The sequence below is a fragment of the Streptacidiphilus carbonis genome, assembly GCF_000787775.1.
GTDB classification, from domain to species: domain Bacteria; phylum Actinomycetota; class Actinomycetes; order Streptomycetales; family Streptomycetaceae; genus Streptacidiphilus; species Streptacidiphilus carbonis.
In genome coordinates this window covers 39,837-60,511 of sequence record NZ_BBPM01000047.1, presented here as the reverse complement: position 1 = coordinate 60,511, position 20,675 = coordinate 39,837, and the positions used below count along the sequence as shown (strand labels likewise).

General features: G+C 69.8%; 14 protein-coding genes and 5 pseudogenes. 7 read left to right on the top strand and 12 right to left on the bottom strand.

Going from position 1 to position 20,675, the window contains the following annotated elements; all coding sequences use genetic code 11:
• Positions 1–274 precede the first annotated feature (274 nt).
• Positions 275–679 (top strand): annotated as a pseudogene (locus TR46_RS45410) (Tn3 family transposase); the annotation flags it as partial.
• Between the two features lie 115 nt (positions 680–794).
• Here TR46_RS45410 and TR46_RS28630 read toward each other — a convergent pair.
• Positions 795–1,727: an SDR family NAD(P)-dependent oxidoreductase gene (locus tag TR46_RS28630; protein WP_042406771.1), complete on the bottom strand. Its 933-nt coding sequence runs from the start codon at positions 1,725–1,727 to the stop codon at positions 795–797.
• Between the two features lie 249 nt (positions 1,728–1,976).
• Positions 1,977–2,801, bottom strand: a complete 825-nt coding sequence (locus tag TR46_RS28625; RefSeq protein ID WP_042406768.1) for an SDR family NAD(P)-dependent oxidoreductase — start codon at positions 2,799–2,801, stop codon at positions 1,977–1,979.
• 92 nt (positions 2,802–2,893) lie between these two features.
• Here TR46_RS28625 and TR46_RS28620 point away from each other — a divergent pair, with 92 nt between their 5' ends.
• Together TR46_RS28620 and TR46_RS28615 are read left to right on the top strand one after the other, a co-directional pair.
• Positions 2,894–3,535, top strand: coding sequence for a TetR family transcriptional regulator (locus TR46_RS28620; protein WP_042406800.1), 642 nt, complete (start codon positions 2,894–2,896; stop codon positions 3,533–3,535).
• Positions 3,536–3,811: 276 nt separating this feature from the next.
• The gene (locus TR46_RS28615; RefSeq protein ID WP_042406764.1) at positions 3,812–4,138 is read left to right on the top strand and encodes a hypothetical protein; all 327 of its coding nucleotides are present in this window, start codon (positions 3,812–3,814) and stop codon (positions 4,136–4,138) included.
• 51 nt (positions 4,139–4,189) lie between these two features.
• On the opposite strand, the gene TR46_RS28610 is transcribed toward TR46_RS28615, so the two are convergent.
• Positions 4,190–4,873, bottom strand: a complete 684-nt coding sequence (locus TR46_RS28610; protein ID WP_236655555.1) for a maleylpyruvate isomerase N-terminal domain-containing protein — start codon at positions 4,871–4,873, stop codon at positions 4,190–4,192.
• Positions 4,874–5,113: 240 nt separating this feature from the next.
• Positions 5,114–5,550 (bottom strand): annotated as a pseudogene (locus TR46_RS45605) (transposase); the annotation flags it as partial.
• Between the two features lie 437 nt (positions 5,551–5,987).
• On the opposite strand from TR46_RS45605, the gene TR46_RS28605 reads away from it, so the two are divergent.
• Together TR46_RS28605 and TR46_RS28600 are read left to right on the top strand one after the other, a co-directional pair.
• Positions 5,988–9,254, top strand: a complete 3,267-nt coding sequence (locus TR46_RS28605) for a TIM-barrel domain-containing protein (RefSeq protein WP_439654395.1) — start codon at positions 5,988–5,990, stop codon at positions 9,252–9,254.
• Positions 9,255–9,596: 342 nt separating this feature from the next.
• Positions 9,597–10,935 (top strand): annotated as a pseudogene (locus tag TR46_RS28600) (phosphoribosyltransferase family protein).
• Between the two features lie 16 nt (positions 10,936–10,951).
• On the opposite strand, the gene TR46_RS28595 reads toward TR46_RS28600, so the two are convergent.
• A complete protein-coding gene (locus TR46_RS28595; RefSeq protein ID WP_042406757.1) occupies positions 10,952–11,152 on the bottom strand; it encodes a DUF1918 domain-containing protein in 201 nt (66 codons plus the stop codon).
• 80 nt (positions 11,153–11,232) lie between these two features.
• Positions 11,233–11,469 (bottom strand): annotated as a pseudogene (locus tag TR46_RS45600) (DUF302 domain-containing protein); the annotation flags it as partial.
• A gap of 449 nt (positions 11,470–11,918) precedes the next feature.
• Between TR46_RS45600 and TR46_RS41475 the strand changes: the two are divergent.
• Complete coding sequence (locus TR46_RS41475; protein ID WP_152626731.1) at positions 11,919–12,296, top strand: hypothetical protein; 378 nt, start codon at positions 11,919–11,921, stop codon at positions 12,294–12,296.
• Positions 12,297–12,432: 136 nt separating this feature from the next.
• Here TR46_RS41475 and TR46_RS28585 read toward each other — a convergent pair whose 3' ends face one another.
• Positions 12,433–12,657 carry an SRPBCC domain-containing protein gene (locus TR46_RS28585; protein WP_236655554.1) on the bottom strand — a complete coding sequence of 75 codons (225 nt, stop codon included), beginning with the start codon at positions 12,655–12,657 and terminating at the stop codon, positions 12,433–12,435.
• A 218-nt stretch (positions 12,658–12,875) separates the two neighbouring features.
• Here TR46_RS28585 and TR46_RS40020 point away from each other — a divergent pair.
• Positions 12,876–13,317: pseudogene (locus TR46_RS40020) on the top strand (Tn3 family transposase); the annotation flags it as partial.
• Positions 13,318–13,406: 89 nt separating this feature from the next.
• Here the strand turns inward: TR46_RS40020 and yicI are convergent.
• The 5 genes from yicI to TR46_RS28560 form a co-directional block, all read right to left on the bottom strand.
• The gene (gene yicI, locus TR46_RS28580) at positions 13,407–15,755 is read right to left on the bottom strand and encodes an alpha-xylosidase (protein ID WP_042406751.1); all 2,349 of its coding nucleotides are present in this window, start codon (positions 15,753–15,755) and stop codon (positions 13,407–13,409) included.
• Between the two features lie 48 nt (positions 15,756–15,803).
• Complete coding sequence (locus TR46_RS28575; protein WP_042406794.1) at positions 15,804–16,643, bottom strand: carbohydrate ABC transporter permease; 840 nt, start codon at positions 16,641–16,643, stop codon at positions 15,804–15,806.
• A gap of 5 nt (positions 16,644–16,648) precedes the next feature.
• Positions 16,649–17,608 carry a carbohydrate ABC transporter permease gene (locus TR46_RS28570; protein WP_042406749.1) on the bottom strand — a complete coding sequence of 320 codons (960 nt, stop codon included), beginning with the start codon at positions 17,606–17,608 and terminating at the stop codon, positions 16,649–16,651.
• Positions 17,609–17,618: 10 nt separating this feature from the next.
• A complete protein-coding gene (locus tag TR46_RS28565) occupies positions 17,619–18,842 on the bottom strand; it encodes an ABC transporter substrate-binding protein (RefSeq protein ID WP_042406746.1) in 1,224 nt (407 codons plus the stop codon).
• A 92-nt stretch (positions 18,843–18,934) separates the two neighbouring features.
• On the bottom strand, positions 18,935–19,951 hold the full coding sequence (locus TR46_RS28560; protein ID WP_042406745.1) for a LacI family DNA-binding transcriptional regulator: 1,017 nt from the start codon (positions 19,949–19,951) through the stop codon (positions 18,935–18,937).
• Positions 19,952–20,675 lie beyond the last annotated feature (724 nt).

Genomic DNA, 20,675 nt, shown 5'->3' with positions numbered 1-20,675 from the left:
TGAGAGCAGTGAGAGCTGTGAGAGCAGTGAGACCAGTGAGACCAGTGAGACCAGTGGAGCCGGTGGTCGGGTGAGTCGGGCGCGCGGTCGCGGCAATGTGGTCGCCCGGCTGGCCGGAGCCGACATCCGGGCACTGGTGCTGCGGCTCGTGGACGAGAATCCGGGGTGGGGATACCGACGCGAGCCGCTGATGAACAGGCCGTCCACCACCTCGTCCGGCAGCGCCATGGCCTGCATCCGGACCAGCTGCGGCGGCCCGCCGGCCGCCCTGGCGGTGTTGGCAGTCGTCGACCCCATGGACGACGCCTACCGCAGGCAGATGCACAAGCAGCTCACCGTCCAGGAAGCCCGCCACAAGCTCGCCCGGGACATCCGCCACGGCAAGAAGGGCACCATCCACCAGGCGTACCGCGACGGGATGGAGGACCAGTTCGGCGCGCTCGGCCTGGTCCTGAACGCCGTAGTGCTCTGGACGGCCCGCTACATCGACGACGCCGTCGCCCAGGTCCGCGCCGAGGGCCACGACATCAAGGACGAGGACGTGGCCAAGCTGTCCCCGCTCAAGCACAAAAAACCTCAACTGCCCGGGCCGCTACAACTTCCGGGCCTCCACCCCGGCGTCCGGCGCCCTGCGGCCACTCCGCGACCGGACGCGCCCGACCTCGACGACGATGACGACGGCGAGCAGGAGGGGCAGCCGCGAGCGCGGCCGGAGCAGGGACACGGTGGCTGGGATGACGAACGGCCGACGCCCCACGTGCTGCGAGGGATCACGCGCGTCTCCTGAAGGGGCGTCAGGAACGGTGCGGTGAGCTGACCAGGTCGGGGAACTTCACGTCAGTGAGGTCTTCGGAGATCGTCCACAGGCGCTGCTGGTCGGCCGCGTCGTAGGAGGCCGCGTTGGAGGTGACCACCTGGGGGTGGCCCTTGTACTGGCCCCTCCCGTCGGGGCCGTAGTACTGGCCCCCCAGGGCGGCGGGGTCAGTGGCGGCCCGCAGTGTCGGGAGCGCGGCCATGGCCGGTGCCTGGCTTATCGCGGGCGCGACCAGGGTGAAGACCAGACGCATCACGGGAGAGACGTTGCGCGTGGGCGCATCGGTACGGGCCACTCCGGGGTGGGCGGCGAGGGAGACGGTGGTGCCGTGCGGCGCGAGGCGGCGTTGCAGCTCGTAGGAGAACATCAGGTTGGCGAGCTTGGACTGCCCGTATGCCCCTGTCCGGTCGTATGAACGCTCCGACTGCAGGTCATCGAAGTTGATCGTGCTGGCCATGAGGCTGCTGATGGTCACCACCCGGGAGCCCGGCACGGGCAACAGCAGGTCCAGCAGCAGCCCGGTGAGGGCGAAATGACCCAGGTGGTTGGTGCCCAACTGCAGCTCGAAGCCGTCCCGCGTGGTCCTCTTCGGCGGTTGCACGATTCCGGCGTTGTTGATCAGCAGGTCGATCCGCGGAAGTTCGGCGTGCAGCGCGGCCGAGGCGGCGCGGACCGACTCCAGGGAGGACAGGTCCAGTTCCTGGACGGTGACGTCGGCGCCCCGTGCGGTGCCCCGGATCCGGGAGGCCGCCTGCTCGCCCCTGCCGATGTCCCGCACGGCCAGGACGACGGACGCTCCTCGTTCCGCGAGAGCCCGGGCGGTCTCGAAACCGAGGCCGGTGTTGGCACCGGTGATGACCGCTGTCCGGCCCTTCTGTCCGGGGATGTCCCGCTCGGTCCACTTCTCATTCATGTCGTGCTCCTGTGTCGGCTCCGGGCCCACGACGGGCCGGAGGTCTGCCGGATGTCGAACGCCGGGAACCGGCGGTCTGTTGTGTCTGCTTGAGTTGCCTGTGCACGCTTTGCCGGCGCGGCGGCGCCGGTTGCGTGCTCCGAGTGGGCCACGTTGTCCTCGCGTGGCTCTCGTTCAGGTAGGTCCGGGTGGTGTCCACGTTCACCACCCGGAAGGCGGGCGCGCGGCAGCGGTCCGGTCGGGGCTTCTTCAGCCCTGGCCGGTCTCGGCCGCGGCGGACAGCTCGGCCCATTCCTCCCAGGTCTTGAGTCGCTCGGCGTAGACCTGCGGGACGATCTGGTGGGGGAGAGTGCCGAAGAAAACGCGCAGCGGGGGGTTGTCGGCGTCGACGACCTTCAGCAGCGCCGGGCCGACACCGTGCGGAGCGGGCTGCGGCGTGGCGGTGAGGTTGGCCATGACCGCCTCCCGGAGGCCGTCGTAGGCGGCCAGCGGTTCGGCCTGCACGACGGAGCCGGCGAGGTCGGTCTTGAACGGGCCGGGCTCGACGACGGTGACCTTGATGCCGAAGGCGGCGACTTCCTGGGCCAGGGCGTCGGCGAAGCCCTCCACGGCCGCCTTCGACGCGGTGTAGGCGCCCATCGTGGGGGAGGTGGTCGTGTGGGCGAGCATGCTCGACACCATGACGAGGTGACCGCTGCCCTGAGCGCGCAGGTACGGCAGTGCCGCCTGGGTCACCCACAGGGCGCCGAACAGGTCCGTCTCGAACTGGGCGCGGACGTCGTGCTCGGAGAGCTCCTCCACCATCCCGGACACACCGCTGCCGGCGTTGTTGACGACCGCGTCCAGCCGCCCGAAGTGCTCGTGGGCCCGCCGCACGGCCGCGGTCACGGCGGCCTTGTCCGTGACATCCAGGGTCAGCGGCAGAACCGCGTCGCCGTAGGCGGCGACCAGGTCTGCCAGGGAGTCGGCATCACGGGCCGTCGCCGCGACCTTGTCGCCGCGCGAGAGCGCCGCCTGGGCGAACTTGCGGCCCAGGCCGCGGGAGGAGCCGGTGATGAACCAGATCTTGCTCATGGAGGTATCCCTACGATGGAACGAAGTCAACATAAGGAACGATAGACCAAGATGGAACTTAGTACCACTTCGGTCCTGTGTACACTCGTGGCATGGCTGAGACATCCAGGACTGCATCCGCCCGTGGCGCCACGTCCGCGTCGCTGCGTGAGCGGACCCGAGCCGCGATGCGGGCCGAGGTCAGCGAGGTCGCGTTCCGGCTCTTCGCCGAGCAGGGTTTCGACAACACGACCGTCGAGCAGATCGCCGCCGAGGCGGGTCTGTCGCGCACGACGTTCTTCCGGTACTTCGGCACCAAGGAGGAACTCGTCCTTGGCAAGATGGCCGAGTTCGGCCACGAGGTCGCCGCCGCGCTCGCCGCCCGCCCCGAGAGCGAGCGGCCCTGGGAAGCGTTGCGCCGGGCCTTCGACCTGGTCGCCCAGCCGCGAGTCGACGAGTCCGAGCCGTCGATGAACCTGATGCAGCTGTTCAGCGACGCCTGCTCCCTGATGACGCGTCAATGGGAGAAGGAGCAGGGTTGGCAGAGCATCCTGGCGCCAGAGATTGCCCGCCGGCTCGGCGGTGACACGGACCCCGCGGGCGACCTCCGCGCCCGGGCCCTCGTAGCGTCGGCGATCTCCTGCCTCGACGCCGCCGCCGACACCTGGAGGGCCGTCGACGGGACGATCCCGCTGTCCGTACTCCTCGACCAGGCGATGGACACACTGAGAGCGGCGAACCCGACCGGGCACTGAAGAGACGCAGAAGATCTGGTGGTGGGGGCCCTGAACGAGAGTGGGTCTCGAAGTCTCGTGCAGCGAGGTGGGCCCGGTCCGGTGCGGCGAACTTGGTTCGCTCGCGGCCGAGTTGGCATTGCAGGACGGTGAGCTGGTGGCGCGGGGCAGGGATCTCGGCATCCTTGTCGCGGTCGCTCATCGGTAGCAGGCGTAGCAGGGCGAAGGCCTTGGTGACGGCGACGTAGGTCAGTTTCAGCACCGCAGTTGATCATTGTGCTGGGACCGCCGAGGACGATGGCTAGTACGGGTGACCTGTGCGGATGTACTTCTCGGCAGGCGCACCGCCTCGCCGAGATCGACACCACCCGGAAGGTCATTGACAGCCTCACCCCGGCCGACGGCGAACCGACCGCCGAGGAGCCCGCCACCATCTACCAGCGCATCGTGACCGCCTTCAACGAGCACCCCGGGCAGGTCTTCCGGGTGCACGACCTCCACCGACTCCTTGAGCTGCCCACCGACGAGCCCTCCATCAACGTCACCCGCTCCCGCCTGGGACGACTCGTCCGTCAGGGACTCCTCGACCAACCCGGACGCGGCCGCTACCAGAAACGGACTTAACGTCCTCTTAGGGGGCGGTAAGTGCGCTTTCGGCGGGTTTTGGTGCTTGTGCTAGAACGCCGATATGGAAAGAGGTGCGCGTTCGCTGCGGCTCAGTGCGCGCAGGACATTGGTCGCGCCGTGCCGCCTCAAGGCGATCCGGGACAGCAGGTCCACGACGGTTTCGACGGCGGGGGCCGGGAACTGTGGGGTCGGCAGCCCGACGCTGTGCGCTAGGTCGTCGGAGTGGAGCACGAGTTCCAAGAGCCGGCTGGTGATGAAGTCGTCGAGGCTGATCGACCACGGGCCCCAGGTGGGGCGGCGAACCGGGCGATCCGGACTGGCGGGGAGGGTGGCGCGCAGTTCCTCGACGCAGGCGGCAACTCGCTCGGCAAGCGCGGCTGGACCCTCGCTTGCCTCTTCCTCGCCGCCGGACCGGATGGCTTGGTTGAACGGGGTGTTGAGGTCCGAGCCGATCCAGCTGACTCGCGCGTAGTACTCGTGGATCGAGACTGCGGGCTCGGTCGGCACTGGGTCCGCGAGCACCGCGGGAACGAAGAAGACCTGCCCAGCCAGGTGCCCCGCCAGCCCCTGGACGCTGAGCTTCGCCAGGGAGGATGGCCGGCGCCAGCGATCTGCCACTTCCGGAGCGGCCAGCAGTCTCGCTGCCGTGTCCGCCACGCTCAGGTAGAGCTCTCTCGCCTGCGTCACCTTGCTGGTCCCCCGCTCGTTGTAGGTGGGTGTCTGCCCGGTCAACCTTGCGGCAAGAGCGATGCATTCCCGGACCCCTCGGGCTGCGGAGATCGGCAATCACACGTTCCAGTGACGATACGACATCACGTCATATGCCGCCGCCTCGGAGGAGGAAGACGCCCACTGTGGTGGCGAGGAGGAGAACGGCGACGGTGGGCCAGTAGAGCAGGCGGGCGGCCATATTGCCGTTCCAGTCGATTGCGCGGAGGCGGTTGGTGGAGGTGTATTCGACGACGTTGAGGTCGACCAGGGCGATGACCAGGTAGAGGATGAAGTGTCGGTTTTGCCCAACCGGCCCAGCGACTGACGGCCCACATGCGCGGTGGCCGTATCGTCCTTGCGGTCCCCGGAGTCGTCGATCACGAGCACCCCCGGCCTCATGGGGCGCGCAGGCGGGGTCGGCCCGCAGCAGCTCCAGGCGGCGGTCGTTGACCCTGGTCGCTGTTCCAGCCCGACTCGGACAGGAAGTTCTGCAGCCGCTGCACGCTCGCCAGACCCGCGCTGGCCACCGGTTCGACCCCGGCCAGGCAGGTCAGCGTCTTGTTCCGGTCGCGCGGCGCCAGCAACCCGGTCAGTTACTCGCGAAACCCGCGCCGCTGGGCGAGGTTGAGGAACAGGTCATCAAAACGCGCCGCGCACGCCTCCAGCGGCCCCGGCGGACATACCTGCCGCTCAGTCATCACGCCCCCACTCGGCGAGGTATCCCTTCCCTCCGCTCTACGACCGGCCTGCTCAAACGTCAACCCGCTACTGCCCGGTTTAACGAACTACCGGTAGCCATTTGCAGGTGCGCCCGGGCGGCGCGATCGGTCGGGTCCTCGCCCGGGGCAGTGAGGCGTGATCCGGATCCGCGTCTGCGGTCAGACCCGCCTGTTACTTCGACACCATGGTGCGCCGGTATCCCCCCGGCGCCGAGGTCCCGAGGCGCCAGTAATAACGTTGGAAGCCCTGGCGATGGCAGGGCGACCGTCCCGCTGGCGCTGACGATCGGAACCCCGCAGCTGGCGCCGGACTCATGGACACCGCCCGGGGGGTGTGATGTCATGCCACGTACAGAGATTCCAACGATGGAATGGGGTGCGGCCCTCCCATGAGAAGAAGCTCAGCGCAGCGCGTGATGCGCTTACTCCGGCGGCGGCCCACCGTCGTCGCACTGGCCGTCAGCATGGCGGCCATGGCGACGGTCGGTGCCGGACCGGCGTCAGCGGGGGAGCGGGCCGGGGTGGCCGCAGTCCATCGGCTCGCCACGGTGACCTCCGGCGGGGCGCGCTTCGAGGTGCTGTCACCCACGCTGATCCGCACGGAGTACGCGCAGGACGGCAGGTTCACCGACAGCGCGACCTTCAACGCGATCGGCCGCACCGCGTTCACGCCGACCACCTACACCACCAGCACCTCCAACGGCTGGCTGACCGTCAGCACCAGCGCGCTCACCCTGCGGTACCAGATGGGGTCGGGCGCGTTCAACGCCCAGAACCTCTCCGTGCAGCTGTCGGCCGGCGGGGCGCCGGTCACCGCCACCCCGTGGCAGCAGCTGACCTGCACCCTGGGCACCCTGTGCGAGGCCGAGCGCCTGTCGTACAGCGGACTCAGCACCGCCACGGACCACACCGGCTACACCGGCTCCGGCTTCCTGGCCGGCTTCCAGGGGACCGGCAACTCGCTGTCGGCCGACGTCGACGTCACCGCGTCCGGGACCTACCAGTTCGACACCCGCTACGCCAATTCCGTCGGCGGGGACGGCCAGTCCACCACGCGGACGCTGACCCTGTCGGTGGACGGCGGCGCGAGCCGGACACTGAGCCTGCCGACCACCGCCAACTGGGACTCCTGGAGCCTGGCGACCACCTCGGTGCAGCTCGGCGCCGGACACCACACGGTCACGCTGGCCAGAACCGCCACCGACTCCGGCAATGTGAACATCGACAGCGTGGCCCTGGTGAACCCCGGCGCCGCCTACCCGCCGGCGTCCACGACCGCGATCACCGACTGCCGGTTCGCGGTGAGCTGCGAGGCGGAGGCCGCCCGCCTCGCCGGCTCGGCCGTCGTCGCCACCGACCACACCGGCTACTCCGGCAGCGGGTTCGTCGCGGAGCTGAACCAGGGGTCCAGCGTGGCGGCCCATCTGGTCGGCGTACCGGCCGACGGCAGCTACGCACTGCAGGTGCGCTACGCCAACGGCACCGGCGGCGACGGTCTCTACCAGACCCGCAGCGCCACCGTGTCCGCCGGCGGTACGTCACAGGCCCTGCCGCTGCCGGTCACCGGAGGCTGGGACAGCTGGCAGACCGCCTCGGTGCCGATCACGCTCAAGGCCGGCGCCGACGACCTCACCATCGGCTGCCCAGCCGCCACGAGCTGCCATGTCAACCTCGACACGGTGGCCGTCACCGCGGCCGGAGCCTCCGCCCCGCAGCCGCACCTGGCGCTCGGCGGCTACCGCCGCAGCCTCGACGGCGTCAACGGCGACAACGGCGCCCCGGCGACCACGCCGGGACTGCTGTACCAGGACGGCTGGTACCTGCTCGACGACACCACTTCCGCCCTGTACGACACCGGCACCGGACAGGTCACCCAGCGCCCATCACACGGCGGCACCCCGTACCAGGACGGCTATGTCTTCGGCTACGGGCACGACTACCAGCAGGGCCTGTCCGACCTGGCGACACTGACCGGTCCGGCCGAGCTGCTCCCTGAGTGGGCCTACGGGGTGTGGTACTCGGAGTACATCGACCGCACCGCCGCCGACTACGAGAACACGATCCTGCCCGCCTTCCGCTCCGAAGGCGTGCCGCTGGACGTTCTGGTGACCGACACCGACTTCAAGTCCCCCAACACCTGGAGCGGTTGGGAGATCGACACCGCCAAGTTCGCGGACCCCAAGGCGTTCTTCGACTGGTCCGCCTCCCAGGGCCTGCACAACACGCTCAACATCCACCCGAGCATCCTCAGTTCCGACCCGCAGTTCGCCCAGGCCCAGGCGACCGCCAAGGGCAAGCTGCAGAAGGGCGGTTGCGCATCTGCCGCCAGCAGCGGCGCCGGAGACTGCTACACCTTCGACTTCGGTGACCCCGACCAGCTGAAGGCGTACCTGAACCTGCATCAGACCATGGACCAGCAGGGCAACGACTTCTGGTGGCTCGACTGGTGCTGCGACTCCTCGCAGTCCTCGGTGCCCGGCGTCACCCCCGACGCCTGGATCAACCAGCAGTACGCCACCGACGCCGACAAGTCCATCGGCCGCGGCTTCGTGCTCTCCCGTGCCTACGGCTCCCTGCAGTCCGGCGGCAACGCAGCCCTGCCGACCGGGCCCTGGGCCGACAAGCGCACCACCGTCCACTTCACCGGCGACACCTCCTCTACCTGGGGCACCCTCAGGGCGGAGGTCGGCTACACCCCCGGCGAGGCAGCCGCCACCGGCATGTCGGCGATCAGCCACGACATCGGCGGCCACAACGACACCACCGGGCTGACCGGTTCGGAGACCTATACCTCCGGCGGGCAGACCCTCACCACCCACAGACTCCCCGACGACCTGTACGCGCGCTGGGTCCAGCTGGGCACCTTCCAGCCGATCGACCGCCTGCACAGCAACCACAGCGACCGGCTGCCCTGGCAGTACGGAGCCGCCGCCCGCGCCTCGGCCGACAAGTTCCTCAACCTGCGCGAGAACCTGGTGCCGTACACCTACTCGCTCGCCGAGCAAGCCAATGCCACCGGCGTCCCGGTGACCCGCCCGACCTACCTGGAGTACCCGGACGAGCCCCAGGCGTACGCCACCGCCGGCAGCGAGTTCTTCTACGGCCCGGACATGCTGGTCGCCCCGGTCACCACGCCCGGCACCACATCCACCACCTCGGTGTGGTTCCCACCCGGCCAGTGGACCGACTACTTCACCGGACAGACCTACACCGGCGGCACCACCCAGTCCGTCACCACCGGCCTGGACACCATGCCGGTGTTCGTCAAGGCCGGTGCGATCATCCCCACCCGCACCGACGACGTCACCAGCAACGACCAGTCCCCGCTGACGAAGGTCACCCTCACCGTCGCCGCGGGCGCCTCCGGCTCCTACACCCTCTACGAGGACAACGGGACCACCACCAAGCCCGGCCACGGCGCCACGACCGCGATCCGGTACCAGGAGACCGGAACCAGGCGCACGGTGACGATCAGTCCGACCTGCGGATCGTTCCCCGGCCAGGTGCAGTCCCGGCAGTGGACCATCCTGCTCACCGGTGTCACGGCGCTGGCCAGTAGCGTCAGCGCCGACGGCTCCCGACTGTCCCCCGACGACTACCACTTCGACAGCACGACCCACACCCTGTCCGTCACCCTGCCCCGGCAGAGCGTGCACCGGTCGGTCACCGTCAGCTTCGGCTGACGCGACAGCGAGTGGGTCAGTGTCCGCCTGGCCCAGCAGCGGTGAGCGTGGTGGAGAACATGCGTGCGGCGCACCGCCCGGGAGGGCGGTGCGCCGCACGCGCGACCCAGCCCCGGTCCTGCCGTCCAGGCCGCACGGGTGCGGCTGTGCCGAACCAGCAGGCCGAAGCGCGGCGAGTTCATCGCGCGCCCGCCCAGCAGCGTCAGCCGCAGCCACCCGCTTGTCCCGCCGCTCATGGCCAGGCCCAGGCCCCGTGGCCGGCCCGGCAGGCCCGGCCACGGCTCCGCGCGTAGCGTGGACCGGGAGACGGCGTAGCCACGTGCTCCTCCAAGGAGGTGGGCCGTGTACTTCACTGACCGTACGGTAGCCGGACGACGCCTGGCCGGGCGACTGCTGCTGAGAGCCGACGCACAGGAGGTTGTGGTCGTCGGCCTGCCCCGTGGGGGCGTGCCGGTCGCCGTCGAAGTCGCGGAGGCCCTCGGAGCGCCACTCGACATCCTGGTCGTGCGCAAGCTGGGGGTGCCGTTCCAGCCCGAGCTGGGCATGGGCGCGATCGGCGAGCAGGGCGTCCGCGTGCAACCAGGCGGTGCTTCATGAGACGCGCACCACCGACGAGGAGCTGGCCGAGGTCGAGGCCCGTGAGCGCGCCGAGCTGGAGTGCCGGGTGCGCCGCTACCGCGGCGACCGGCCACCCGTGCCGCTGGCCGGCCGGACCGTGGTGATCGTCGATGACGGCATCGCCACCGGCTCGACCGCCCGCGCAGCCTGCCTAATCGCCCGCCGCCAGGGCGCCGCCCGGATCGTCTTGGCCGTCCCGATCGCACCGCGCGGCTGGGAAAGCCGCTTCCACGACGTGGCGGACGAACTCGTCTGCCTCGACACCCCCGCCCAGTTCTTCGGCGTCGGCCAGTTCTACGACCACTTCGCCCAGACCTCCGACGCGGAGGTCAGCGCCTGCCTGCGGCGCGCGAACCAGCCGACTGGCCAAGACGCGCCAGGTCGGCCGACACCAGCGACCGGAACGGTCGCCGGCACCGATCCAGAAGTGGCCGTGCAGGCAGGCGCTACGGCACTCGGTGGCCATCTGGCGGTGCCCGAGCACGCGACCGGCGTCGTACTGTTCGCGCACGGCAGCGGCAGCAGCCGCCACAGCCCCCGCAACCGCTGCGTCGCCGCCGCACTCAACCAGGCCCGCCTCGCCACGTTGCTGTTCGACCTGCTCACCGAGGACGAAGAGCTCGACCGCGCGAACGTCTTCGACACCCCGCTGCTCGCGGGACGACTGGCCGATGCCACCCGCTGGCTCGAAACCCGCGCCGAGGTCCAGGGCCTCCCCATCGGCTACTTCGGTGCCAGCACGGGCGCCGCCGCGGCCCTGTGGGCGTCAGCGGAACCCGGCTCTCCTGTCAGCGCCGTCGTATCCCGGGGTGGCCGCCCCGACCTCGCCGAGACAAGGCTCCCCCAGGTCACCGCGCCGACGCTGCTAATTGTCGGAGGTGGCGACGACCTCGTGCTCCACCTCAACCGCCAGGCCCAGGCGCAACTCCCTTGCGAGAGCAAGCTCGCCGTCGTCCCCGGCGCCACCCACCTGTTCGAGGAACCCGGTGCCCTCGAAACCGTCGCGGAGCTGGCCACCGACTGGTTCGCCCAGCACCTGAAGCAGCCGCCGGCCGACCTGTGAGGCAATGGGGAAACAGCTACGGTGCGCTGCGCTCCGGCTCGTGCCCGGCGTGCGGTTCGAGCTCGCAGTCCGAACCAGGGAACACCTCGCCCTGGTGGCCGTCCTCGAACTCCACCAGGTAGGACGGCCCCCCGTCCGAACCGAGCACCTCCAGCACGCGGCCCACGCGATCGCAGTCACCCACCTTGTGCCCGAGGAACGGCAACCTGTCTCCCACAGCGGCCCGGGGCCTTGTGCGCGGGTGGTGGCCTCGCCGGCCACGGCGGCGAGTGCGGGCCGTTCGGTGACCTGGACCATGATCTGCGGGTCTATCGCCTCCATCACGGTGCGGCCCTCGGCGGTGCGAACGACGACGTTGCACGGCAGCAGGAGCCCGATGCGGCGGTCGACCGCAAGCGCGCGGTGCGCCAGCGGCGCATTGCAGGCGCCGAGCACCGACTCGGTGTCGTCGAGGACGATGTCGTCCAGTCCGGCGCGCCGGGCGAACTCGATCACGTCGAGCACGCCGTACGCCTTGCCGACCTGGACGCCCATGACCTCGACCCGACGGAACGGCCGCAGGGCGTCGACTACGGGGTGCACCACGACGTGTGCCTGGTGGCCGGCGAGGCGGTCGGGAACATCCGTCATGACTCCAGCGTCCGCCTGTCATGGGACGGTCGCACCCGCTGCGGGCCCGCCATGGGGAGCTCTCGCCAACTCGGAGGCTGGCTCACCGCCGCCGGCGTACTTACCGTCCCGGCCCGCGCGCTACCCGAGACCGCGAAGGCTTCGCCGGATACGAGGTCGACGCTGTCGGCAGCGGCTGCTGTCAGGCGGAGCGTTCCACACGGTCTGCGGCCCGGATGTGCACCGATGGGGGACTGGCTCACCAGAGGAGGCGATGGCGCTGGTGGCCGCGTGTCGGGAATGGTGAAGGTCGGTGTACGTCCCCGCTACGCTCGGGATTCTTCAGCCGGCCGATCAGGAGCCCTGTGATGAGAATGGCCCGACCTCATGGGAGGTGTGCATCGGGACCGACCAGGGGAGCCACCGGACCGGTCCGGCGAGCGGCGGGGCTCCTCGCTCTGACGGCCGTCGCTGTCGGCGCGGCCGGCTGCGGGGCGAACACGGAGGCCTACGCCGAGCTGCAGAGCGCGATGACGGCGCACATCACGCACGTGGACCACCGCCCGGTCGCGTCGGTGTCCTGCACCCCCCACGTACACGACACCGTGCGCGGCGACACCGCCCATCTGCGTTGCGTGGTGGCCTTCAAGGACGGCACGTCCTACACCGCCAACGCGGAGATCGAGAACCAGAACTCCGGCGGCAGGCACAACATGCCCGACCTCTACCGCTGGGACAGCCCGCCGAACTGAGCCACCGCCGTCCTGGCGGCTCTCAAGGACCGCCCGACGTGCCCTAACGGCACAGCGGTTCGGGGCCAAGACGGCTCAGCATGTCCTTGTGCGCTACATCGCTTTGGGGCGCAGGCTGCCGTTTTCGTCCAGGTCGTCAAGGACGGCGGGCAGGCCCTGGGTGAGCATCTACGGTGCTGAGGATCTTGGCCATGAAGTAGCCGCCGACGCCGGTGAAGCCGGTGTGGGCGTAGGTGAAGCGGGTGCCTGTGGCGTGGGGTTCGAGGCGGTAGGCGACCTCGGTGGTCTGGCCGCCGCCCTCGTCTCGCCAGGAGTAGCGCAGCAGGGTGGGTTCGCGTGCCTCCAGGACCGTGCACAGCACGACGCCGCTCCAGCCCGGCTTGGGCTTGGCGACGTCAGCCCGACCTCCCCCGGGCCAAGGACACCCTGACGCGGTTCGCCGGCCTCATTTGCTCCACCCCCTCCCTGCGGGCACACCACCGCGACACCGCGGACCGCCAGGCCGCCGCCACAGCCGCGGTCCTGGCAGCACGCGCCTGCCTGCAGCCCGGCGACCCCGAACCGCAGATCGCCGAAGCGGTCGTGGCGGGCAGCCCGCGCGACTGCCCGTACGTCCTCGACGCCTCTACGACCGCGACGGCGACCCCGCCCGGAGATGATCGTCACCGGCACCGCGAGCGACTCCGACATCGTCTTCGGCCTGCTCACCCTGGCCGCGTTCGCGTACGCCCCGCAGTTGGCGAACCTGCCGGGCCAGAAGATGCGGCGGATCGACTGTGCAGCCGACTACGGAGCCTTCCAGGGCGCGGCCTGCGGCCGGGTCGACCTCGCCCGGATTGAGCAGCGCTGGGAGAGCATCCTGCGGATCATCGGCTCCATCCACACCGGCGCCCTCCGCGCGTACGACGTCATCCGGATGCTCTCCCGCGACGGACGCCCGGGACCGCTCGGCGACGTGATCGCCCACTACGGGCGGATCGCCAAGACCCTGCACATCCTGCGCCTGGCCGACGAGCAGGGGTCTTCTGGCATAGGTGGCGGCGCCCCGCCGGACCGGCGGGCTGAGATAGCAGCGCTGATCTCGCCCACCGGCTCGGCGACGCCCGGATCCTATGACCAGCGGGCCGAGACCGTGGCGGTCTGCGCCTCGCAGCTGAGCAGTACGCCCTGGGCCGTGCGGTGGACCGAGGCCGCGCCCGATGCGCCTTCGGTGGCCGAGGCGCCGACGAGCAGGACCTGCCAAGGCTTGGCCTCTGCCGGCGGGCGGACGGCGTCGACGGTGACCGTGTCGCCCTCGCGGTGGACGCGGAACGTCGGGCCTGTCATGCCGTCAGGTGCCGGCACCGTCGTCAGCGTTTCGCAGCCGTCGGCGGGGGCGTGCACATGCAGCGTCACGCCGTCCGCCCAGTCGTACTCGGGGTGGTCCGCGCCGGCGCCGAAGGCGATCACTGAGCCGGGCCTGGCCAGCAGCGGGAGGCTGTCGAAGCCGTGCCGTTCGCGCCGCCAGGCCGGGCCGGTGATGCGTTCACCGGAGAGCAGATGCGTCCATGTGCCGTCCGGCACGTAGTACTCGACGTCGCCCTCCTCGGTGAACACCGGTGCGACGAGCAGGTCGCCCCCGAGCATGTACTGCCGGTCCAGCTGGTGGCAGGCCGGGTCGTCGGGGAATTCGAGGAGCATCGCGCGCAGGACCGGTGTGCCCAGATCGCGTGCCTGCAGGGCGGCCCGGAACAGGTAGGGCATCAGGCGGTGCTTGAGGCGGGTGAAAGTGCGGACGACGTCCACCGCCTCGGTGCTCCCCTCGTCGTCGTAGGCCCATGGCACCCGGTAGGACCTGCTGCCGTGCAGCCGGCTGTGTGAGGAGAGCAGTCCGAACTGTGCCCAGCGTTTGAAGACCGCGGGCGTGGGCGTCCCCTCGAAGCCGCCGATGTCATGGCTCCAGAAGCCGAAGCCGGAAAGCCCCAACGACAGCCCGCCGCGCAGTGATTCGGCCATCGCGCCGAAGGACGACTCGCAGTCGCCGCCCCAGTGCACCGGGAACTGCTGGCCGCCGGCGGTCGCGGAACGGGCGAAGAGGACCGCCTCGCCCTCGCCGCGCTCCTGCTTCAGCAGGTCGAAGACCGTCTGGTTGTAGAGCTGCGTGTAGTAGTTGTGCATGCGCTCTGGGTCGGAGCCGTCGTGCCACACCACATCCGTCGGTATGCGCTCGCCGAAGTCGGTCTTGAAGCAGTCGACGCCCTGGCCGAGCAGCTCGCGCAGCTTCTCCGCGTACCAGCGGCACGCCGCCGGGTTGGTGAAGTCGACCAGGCCCATGCCCGCCTGCCAGCGGTCCCACTGCCAGACGTCGCCGTCGGCCTTCCTGACGAGATAGCCCTCGCGCATGCCCTCCGCGAAGAGTGCGGACTTCTGGGCTATGTACGGGTTGATCCAGACGCAGATGCGCAGCCCCTGCTCCTTCAGCCGTGCCAGCATGCCTTCCGGATCGGGGAACACCCGCTCGTCCCAGGTGAAGTCGCACCACTGGTACTCGCGCATCCAGAAGCAGTCGAAGTGGAAGACGCTCAGCGGGATGTCGCGCTCGGCCATGCCGTCGACGAAGCTGCGGACGGTCTCCTCGTCGTAGGACGTGGTGAACGAGGTGGTCAGCCACAGGCCGAAGGACCAGGCGGGGGGCAGCGCCGGCCGTCCGGTCAGGGCCGTGTAGCGGGTCAGGATCTCCTTGGGCGAGGGGCCGTGGACGAGGTAGAACTCCAACGACTGGTCCTCGACGCTGAACTGCATCTGGCCGACGGCCTCGGAACCGACCTCGTAGCTGATCCTTCCTGGGTGGTTGACGAAGACGCCGTAGCCGCGGTTGGTGAGGTGGAACGGGATGTTCTTGTACGCCTGCTCGCTGCTGGTGCCGCCGTCTGCCTGCCACATGTCCACGCTCTGACCGTTCTTGACGTACGGGGTGAACCGTTCGCCGAGACCGTAGACCAACTCGCCTACGCCCAGGGCGTGTTGGCCGATCATGAAGTGGCGCCCGGCCTTGTCGGTGGCGAAGCCCGTGCCGCGGGCGCCGAAAGTGGTGAGGGGACGGCCGCCCGCGCTGAAGTCGAGCCGCCAGGGGGCGTCGGTGTCCACGCGCAGGGTGAGCCCGGCGGAGGAGAGTTCGACCACGGAGCCGTCGCGGGAGACCTTGCCGGCGGACCCGTTGCCGGGACGCATCTCGAACCGCGGCTCGCGGGCCACCGCGCCGGCGAGGTGCGTGTAGCGGACGCCGATGACGCCCTCGGCCGGTGACCAGCACTCGACGGTCAGTAGGGGGCTGTTGAGCGTGTCGCCCCGGCGTTCGACGTCCCGGACCGGCGCGTACAGCGTGATCCTGTCGGCTTCGGCGACGGTGTCCTTGACCGACTTCGCGAAGTGGGCGTCGGTGCCCTGGCGCATGTGCCAGTAGCCGTCGGTGAACTTCATTCAGGGTTCCTGTCTGGATCGGTGAGGCCAGTCTGTTTGCTGCTGGGTCTACTTGATCGATCCGCCGGTGATCCCGGCGGCCACGTACTTCTGCGCCATCACCAGGAGGACGGCGGCGGGCACGGCCGCCATCACCGCGGTGGCCATGACGGCCCCCCAGTCGCTCACGTGCGCGCCGACGAACTCGTAGATGCCGACGGTGATGGGTTTGACGTTGTCGGTGGTGTTGAGCGTCAGCGCGAACATGAAGTCCGACCAGGAGAAGAGGAAGGTGAACAGGCCGGCGGTGATCAGCGCGTTGCGGCTCATGGGCAGCACGATGCGGACGAAGGCGACGAAGCGGTTGGCACCGTCCACCAGCGACGCCTCCACCACCTCGGCGGGGATGGAGACCATGAAGGCGCGCAGCAGCACGATCGAGAACGGCAGGCCGAGGGAGGCGTCCGCGAAGATCAGCCCCAGGTAGGAGTTGACCAGGTGCAGATCGACGTAGGCGCCGTAGAGGGCGTTGGCGATGACGATTCCCGGCACCATCTGGGTGATGAGCGTGCCGAAGACGACCACTCGGGTGCCGCGCAGTTTGAACTGGGCCAGCCCGTAGGCGGCCGGTGCGGCCAGCGCGAGGCACACCACGACGGCTCCCAGGGCGACGGTGAGCGAGGTCAGCAGCGAGCCGCCCTCGGTGCTCAGCGCCGTGCTGAAGTGCGCCCAGGTCGGCGCGGTGGGCAGCCATGTGGTGCCGGCCAGGCTCCGGTCGGACTGCAGCGCGATGTTGACCATCCAGTACAGCGGGAAGAGCAGGACGATCAGGATGGCCAGCGCGGCAATCGTGTTGCCGTTCCAGCGCGGGCGGTTGTCGGCAGGGCGGTTACGGCGGGTACGGGACACGGCGGTCACCTTTCCGGTCCGAAGTCGGCGCGGTTGGCCCGCAGGTAGAGCACGGCGAAGACCGCGCTGATCAGGATGAGGACGTTGCCGACCACTGCGCCTTGCCCGAAGTCCAGTTGCAGGAAGGAGAGTTGGTAGGACACAGTGCCCAGTGTCTGGGTGGAGTCGGCGGGACCGCCGTTGGTCAGCGCCAGGATCAGGTCGAGGATCTTGAGTGTCGACATGAAGCCCAGCACGAGGACGACGGTGACCACGGGGCGCAGCAGCGGGAAGGTGACGCTGCGGAAGGTGCGCCAGACGCCGGCGCCGTCGAGCGCCGCGGCCTCGTGCAGATCGGTCGGGATCTCCTGCAGGCCCCCGTAGAGGATGACCATGTTGAACGGGATGCCGATCCAGATGTTCACCAGGACCGCGGAGGCCAGCGCCGCGTTCGGGCTGCTCAGCCAGGGCAGCGGCGAGCCGATCAGATGCACGTCCATGAGGAGTGTGTTGAGCACCCCGGTGGCCGGATCGAGCAGCTTGCGCCACACCACGGCCGAGACCACCATCGGTACCAGCCACGGCAGCAGCAGTACGGCCCGGACGACCCCGGAGAGACGGAAGCGCCGCGAGAAGAACACCGCGAGCGCGAGGCCGAGGGTGAACTGGCCGAGCAGCGAGCCGAGCGTGAACACCAGGGTGTGCCACAGCGAGTCGGTGAACAGCGGGTTGGAGAAGACCGCCCTCCAGTTGGCGAGACCGTTGAAGGGTGCCCGGCCGTCGAAGAAGGTACTCGGCGTGTAGTGCTGGAAACTCATGACGACGTTGCGGACCAGCGGATATCCGAAGAACGCCAGCATGTAGCCGACGGCCGGGGCGATGAAGCACCAGCGCAACGCGCTGCGCCTGCCCTGGGCCCTGCTGGGCCGCGAGCGCGTCCCGTCGCTGACGGGTGCGGACACGGCGACATTCTGTGTGCTGCTCATCACCGGCTCCTCAATTCCCCGACTTCGCTTGCGACTGGGCCTGCTTCAGCGCCTGTTGCGGCGTGGACCTGCCCGTGAGCACGTTCTGGAAGGCGGAGGCGAGAGCGGTCTCCACCGTGGACCAGCCGGTCCCGACGCGGGCGACGCGGGTCTTGGCGGTGGGAATCTCCGAGACGAAGCCGGCGAGTTCCGGGTTGTCCTGCTCGTAGGTACGGGCGGCGTCGGTGCGGGTGGGGATGTAGTACTCCGACTCGCCCCAGGCCAGCTGGTTCTTCGCGGTGTTGAGGCAGTTGAGCAGTTGTGCGGCGGCCCGCTGCTTCGTCGGGTTGCCGGTGCGCGGAATGGTCATCACGGTGCCGCCGAGCGGTGGCACCACCGGGTCCCCTGCCGCCGGGACGGGGATCGGTGCGACGGCCCAGTGCAGGCTCTTGATCGACCCGAGTACCGGGACCTGCCACGGGCCGTTGATCATCATCGCGGCGTTTCCCGCCACGAACTGGTCGTTGATGTCCTGCTGGTTCCAGGTCACCACGGCGGAGGAGGCCGAACCGTCGGTGACCAGGTCCTTCCACAGCTGAAGGGCGGGGGCGCCCCTGCCGTCGCCCAGGTGCGCCTCGTTGCCGCCTCCCGACCAGAAGAAGGGCAGGAACTGGAAGACGCCGTCCGCGTTGGGCGAGGCGCTGAACGCCATGCCGTAGGTGTGGCCGTGGGTCAGCAGCTTGGCGTCCCGCTTGAGTTCGTCCCAGGTGGTGGGCGGCTTGATGCCGGCCTGCTTCAGCAGGTCGGTGTTGTACATCAGGCCCAGCGAGTCGACGGCGCGGGCGATCCCGTACTGCGTGCCGTTGTAGCTGCCCATGGACACAGCGCCGGCCGACTGTCCGGCGAAGGACACGCCCAGGGGCTGCAGCGGCAGCAGCCCGCCGATGCCAGCGAACGTCGGCAGATCGGAGCCGTCGAGGTCGAGGATGTCGGGAAGCGAGTGGGACGATGCCATCCGCAGCGCCTTGGAGGGCACCTGGTCGGCGGGCACGCTGGTCTGGACGACCTTCACGCCGAGAGGGGCGGCGCAGGCGTCGAACAGCTTCTGCTGGTCCGCCGCCTCGTGCGGCTCGGTGGCGGAGTTGAGCACGATCAGGGTGTTGGGATCCGGACTGCCGGCGCAGCCGCTCAAACCCAGCGCGGCGATGGCCAGGGCGAGCGCGGGAAGGCGTATGCCCCCGCGAGGGACATGCATGGTCGAGCTCTCCGATCGGTTGCGGCTCTGGAGCAGATCGAGGACGAAGGCGGGATGGACGAATACAGGAAGGGATGGGTGGGGTGGGACGGTCAGGAGACGGCGCGGGGCGGCAGTAGTACGGGGGAGAGGCGGCGGTGGCCAGCCGGCTCCCTGGCGGTGTGCTGCGTCGCGTGATCCGCGATGGCCTGGACGGCGAGGCGAGTCACCTCGTCGGCCAACTCCGAGATGGGCAGCTCGATACGGGGCAGTTCACGACCGCCCATGTCGTCCGGGAGATTGCCGACCGCGAAGACCCACAGGTCCTCCGGGATGCGGCGGCCCGCGGCGGTGCACGCCGCCAGGATGTGCGGCAGCGCGGACACGTGCTGGACGACCAGCGCGGTGGGAGCGTCCGGCGCGGTGAGCAGCGAGCGGAGGCGTCCATCGAGACGGACCATGTCGCTGGTGGAGTCGTGGATTGTGACCTGGGCGCCCGTTTCGTCGCCGGCGCGGCGCGCGCCCGCCACACCCAGCACCGCGTAGCCGCGGCGGGCCAGGATCTCGTGCTCGGTGGTCGCGAGGTAGGCGATCCTGCGGTGGCCGGCCACGGCCGCCTCGTGGACCGCGAGCGCCGCGGCTGCCTCCCAGTCGAGGTCGGTCCACGGCAGTCCGACCTCGCCTGACGGACTGCCCAACAAGGCCGTGGGAAACCCGATTTCGCGCATCGCCTCGACACGCGGATCCTCCAGCTCCACGGCCATCAGAATGGCCGCGTCGGCCAGGCCGCTGCCTGCGATCCTGCGCAGCCCGGGGACGCCGTGTTGATCGGTCATCAGCAGGACGTCGTAGTCGTGGCGGCGCGCCGCGTCGCAGATCTCGATGGCGAACCGACCGTCCACCGAGCGGTGGTAGCCGCCGGGGACCCGGGGCAGCGCGAGGGCGATGACGTTGGTGCGGGTGCTGCGCAGGGAGCGGGCGCTGGCCCGCGGGTGGTAGCCGAGCTCGTCGATCGCGGTCTGGACCGCCTGCCGGGTCTCCTCCGAGATCTTCCGGGAGCCGCTCAGGACATACGAGACGGTACTCGGCGCGACGCCGGCCCGGAGTGCGACGTCCTTGATGGTGGTCATGCTGCTCCCTTGGCCTTGCACATCGGATCGATTCGTCGAATCGCTTCGTCGAATCGATTCACCAATGCCGTGGATGCTAGGGGAGGGGGATCGGTCGCGACAAGACCCCGCGGGAAAGCAATCGTCACTCGTAACGGTGCGTGATCGACGTGCGGTCAGGCCCGCGACCGACGCGGACGCGGGCCGCTGCCCCCTCGCAAACGGCACCGTGGGGGTGGACAAGTGCACCAGGGAAGGGCCGAGCCCGGAGCGGGACGTCTGCTGCTGGACCTGGCCTACGGCCCGGAGGCGGCCGTGCGTTGTTTCCGCGCTCTCGCGCCGGCGGCCGACGAACTGCGGCGGGATCCCGAGGGCTGGCTGGACAACGCGTCCGGTGCGAGGTGCGGCGCTGGTGGGCCGCGCGACCGCCGGGCGCTGCTGTGGCTCACCGATCCCTCGGACGTGGGTCGACCAGGTCGCGCACAGCGCGGAGCTACAGGAGCGCTCCGCGTCCAAGCGGGCGGCGCTCGCCGAGACGATGGAGCACGCGCTTCGCACTCACGGCACCCCGGAACTCGTCGCCGATCTCGCGGCCGACCTGGGAGCGCGTATGTTCTACAGCGCGTTCGACCGGTCGACGTCCTCATCGGATCCGCTGACTCTCGTCGACTATGTGCGAGTGGTGTTCGCCGAATTGAAGACGGCTATGTCCGTGCTCGAACAGCCCGCCCGGCCGGATGCGGCT

Coding starts and splice junctions, on each gene's coding strand:
- TR46_RS28630 (WP_042406771.1), bottom strand. CDS start 1,727: ATGAATGAGAAGTGGACCGAGCGGGACATCCCCGGACAGAAGGGCCGG.
- TR46_RS28625 (WP_042406768.1), bottom strand. CDS start 2,801: ATGAGCAAGATCTGGTTCATCACCGGCTCCTCCCGCGGCCTGGGCCGC.
- TR46_RS28620 (WP_042406800.1), top strand. CDS start 2,894: ATGGCTGAGACATCCAGGACTGCATCCGCCCGTGGCGCCACGTCCGCG.
- TR46_RS28615 (WP_042406764.1), top strand. CDS start 3,812: ATGGCTAGTACGGGTGACCTGTGCGGATGTACTTCTCGGCAGGCGCAC.
- TR46_RS28605 (WP_439654395.1), top strand. CDS start 5,988: ATGCGCTTACTCCGGCGGCGGCCCACCGTCGTCGCACTGGCCGTCAGC.
- TR46_RS41475 (WP_152626731.1), top strand. CDS start 11,919: ATGGCCCGACCTCATGGGAGGTGTGCATCGGGACCGACCAGGGGAGCC.
- yicI (WP_042406751.1), bottom strand. CDS start 15,755: ATGAAGTTCACCGACGGCTACTGGCACATGCGCCAGGGCACCGACGCC.
- TR46_RS28570 (WP_042406749.1), bottom strand. CDS start 17,608: ATGAGCAGCACACAGAATGTCGCCGTGTCCGCACCCGTCAGCGACGGG.
- TR46_RS28565 (WP_042406746.1), bottom strand. CDS start 18,842: ATGCATGTCCCTCGCGGGGGCATACGCCTTCCCGCGCTCGCCCTGGCC.
- TR46_RS28560 (WP_042406745.1), bottom strand. CDS start 19,951: ATGACCACCATCAAGGACGTCGCACTCCGGGCCGGCGTCGCGCCGAGT.